Source organism: Buttiauxella gaviniae ATCC 51604, assembly GCF_001654835.1.
Taxonomy (GTDB): Bacteria; Pseudomonadota; Gammaproteobacteria; order Enterobacterales; family Enterobacteriaceae; genus Buttiauxella; species Buttiauxella gaviniae.
This window is the reverse complement of record NZ_LXEP01000072.1, coordinates 1-2,005: the sequence shown is the minus strand read 5'-3', so window position 1 is coordinate 2,005 and position 2,005 is coordinate 1. Positions and strand designations below refer to the sequence as shown.

Genomic DNA, 2,005 nt, shown 5'->3' with positions numbered 1-2,005 from the left:
TAATAAAGTTATTGCCTTTATGTTCTCAATCAATGAACGATAAGTCATTATAAGTTATGTCGTTTATTTACCAGTAATTAACAGTACCGTTACTCATACAGTGTGATTTATTTACTTAAATAATATGAGTAATGATACTCATGAAGCCGCTACTGACTTTCCTGTGCTAATGACAGATAGATGAAAGAAGGGGGCTGTTGTTTTTAAGACGACTCATCAGCAGAATTATTTTTCTGATTTCCGACAAAACTGTGAATTTATCTCCCCAGCCTTGAGTGGCAGGAAGCACCTCCGTCACCACTCAGACGACAATTGCTGTATACCATTGGGGCCTGGTGGTCCTGACGTTCATTGGGGAAAAATCGATATGATCGCGACAGCCGGAGGAAATGTGTCACCGCCGGGCATATGAAAGTTGCAGGAAATTTAAGCCCATTTGCTTTATGCACAAAATGTGCATAAAGCAGGAAGACTTCTGCTCGAACGACAATCAGCTGGATTCTTGAGACGATGTTTACCTCCCTTTCCATTTTCTGTTACTCCCATAAACCCTTACAGTTTAGGTGGGTATTTTGCCTCACTCCCCAGGATGTTGTGCCCTCCTCTTCCTTTCACCCCATCATCCAGACCAAAAGGATCATCTTCGGATCCTTTTCCGATCCGGCCCGACATTTTTCATTTTCCGTTTTCTGGTATATTTATGAAAAGCGGCAATGCTCCCAGCCCGCCTATGCGGGTTTTTTCAGTGGCGAAGCGGCGTCATGAAGGCGAAAATAGACGCAGTTTTTCACCAGATTGCGCTACGTGAATTCTTTTGGTTTTTGTGGGACAAGCCCCTGAAGAATTCACGTAGCGCAACTTTCGTAATGAGGTGTCATGTCATTACATCCTGTCACTCTGAATCGCACGGCTCAGACGGGCGATTGCCCTGCGGCGTATGGCCCTGCATTACACCGTTCTGCCGAAATATCTGCTGGCACCGGAAGTCGCCGCCCTGCTCCACTATCTGCCGGACTGGACACAGGTGCTGCAGTCACTGATGGGACATGAAAAGTATGGGAGTACTGAGGTGTATACCAGGGTGTTTACGCTCGATGTCGCCGCCAGTCAGAACGTGACATTCACCCTGCCGGTGGCTGATGCGCTGCAGCTGCAGCGCGATAACCGTTGGCTCAGCGCAAAATGATTACTTCAGACGTTCATCAAAGTGGAAATCTACCGGGATGGCCTGGCTGACAATCGCGACGTATTCGGGATGGGCGGGGCTGAGCAGGTAATTATATTCCACCGGTGACAACGCACTCGGTATGCGTAGCGACACTGCTTCACCCCTTCTGACCCACTGATCGCCGATGTTGGCCAGTGCTGCCGGGGCTTCCGGCGCCGCCCAGTTCTGCGGCAGGCTCTCTTTTTCAATCACCTGAATCAGCGTATCCGGCACATCCACCGACAGCAGGGTAAAAGAATCGAGCAGATTTGCGGCATGCAGATGCACCAAGGTCTCGAGCATGGTCAGCGAGGTGGCCTCCGAGGTGTAGACCATGGCGGTACCCACACTATTCCAGCGACCTCCCGCCTCTTTGGCTCCCTGCCCGATCATCAGGTAGCGGCTTTTGGTCAGACGGCAGAGCTTCAGGAGTACTCCCCCGTGCTCCAGCCGGGTGATGAGTTTCATCACTTCCCACGCCCCGGACTCTGAGGTCAGCAGGTTGGTCAGGGTGATGTGCACCTAGGAGACAATGCGACTGGCCACTTTTCCTTCTAGGCTTGTTTATTTCGTCAACGAGCATCAGGCCGTCGGAGACGTTGAGTCCGACGTGTTTCCACAGGTTGTCAGGGCTGTGAGCAGATGTTGTGGGTGTAAAAACTTTCATAGGCACTTCCTTTTGATTATCACCATATGGTGACATTCAGGGCATATACTGTCCGGTGGCAGAATTTTCACGCTGAGTATGGGAAACAACTGAAGTTTCTTCATTACAACAGCAAAGTGACAATCTGCCCT

Annotated in this window: 2 protein-coding genes; one reads left to right on the top strand and one right to left on the bottom strand. The window is 50.0% G+C overall.

Annotated features, from left to right (window positions below; genetic code table 11):
* Positions 1-937: 937 nt before the first annotated feature.
* On the top strand, positions 938-1,186 hold the full coding sequence (locus M977_RS23685; RefSeq protein WP_064519595.1) for a hypothetical protein: 249 nt from the start codon (positions 938-940) through the stop codon (positions 1,184-1,186).
* Here the strand turns inward: M977_RS23685 and M977_RS23680 are convergent, their stop codons facing one another.
* Positions 1,187-1,636: an RES family NAD+ phosphorylase gene (locus tag M977_RS23680; protein ID WP_064519598.1), complete on the bottom strand. Its 450-nt coding sequence runs from the start codon at positions 1,634-1,636 to the stop codon at positions 1,187-1,189.
* Positions 1,637-2,005: the final 369 nt, after the last annotated feature.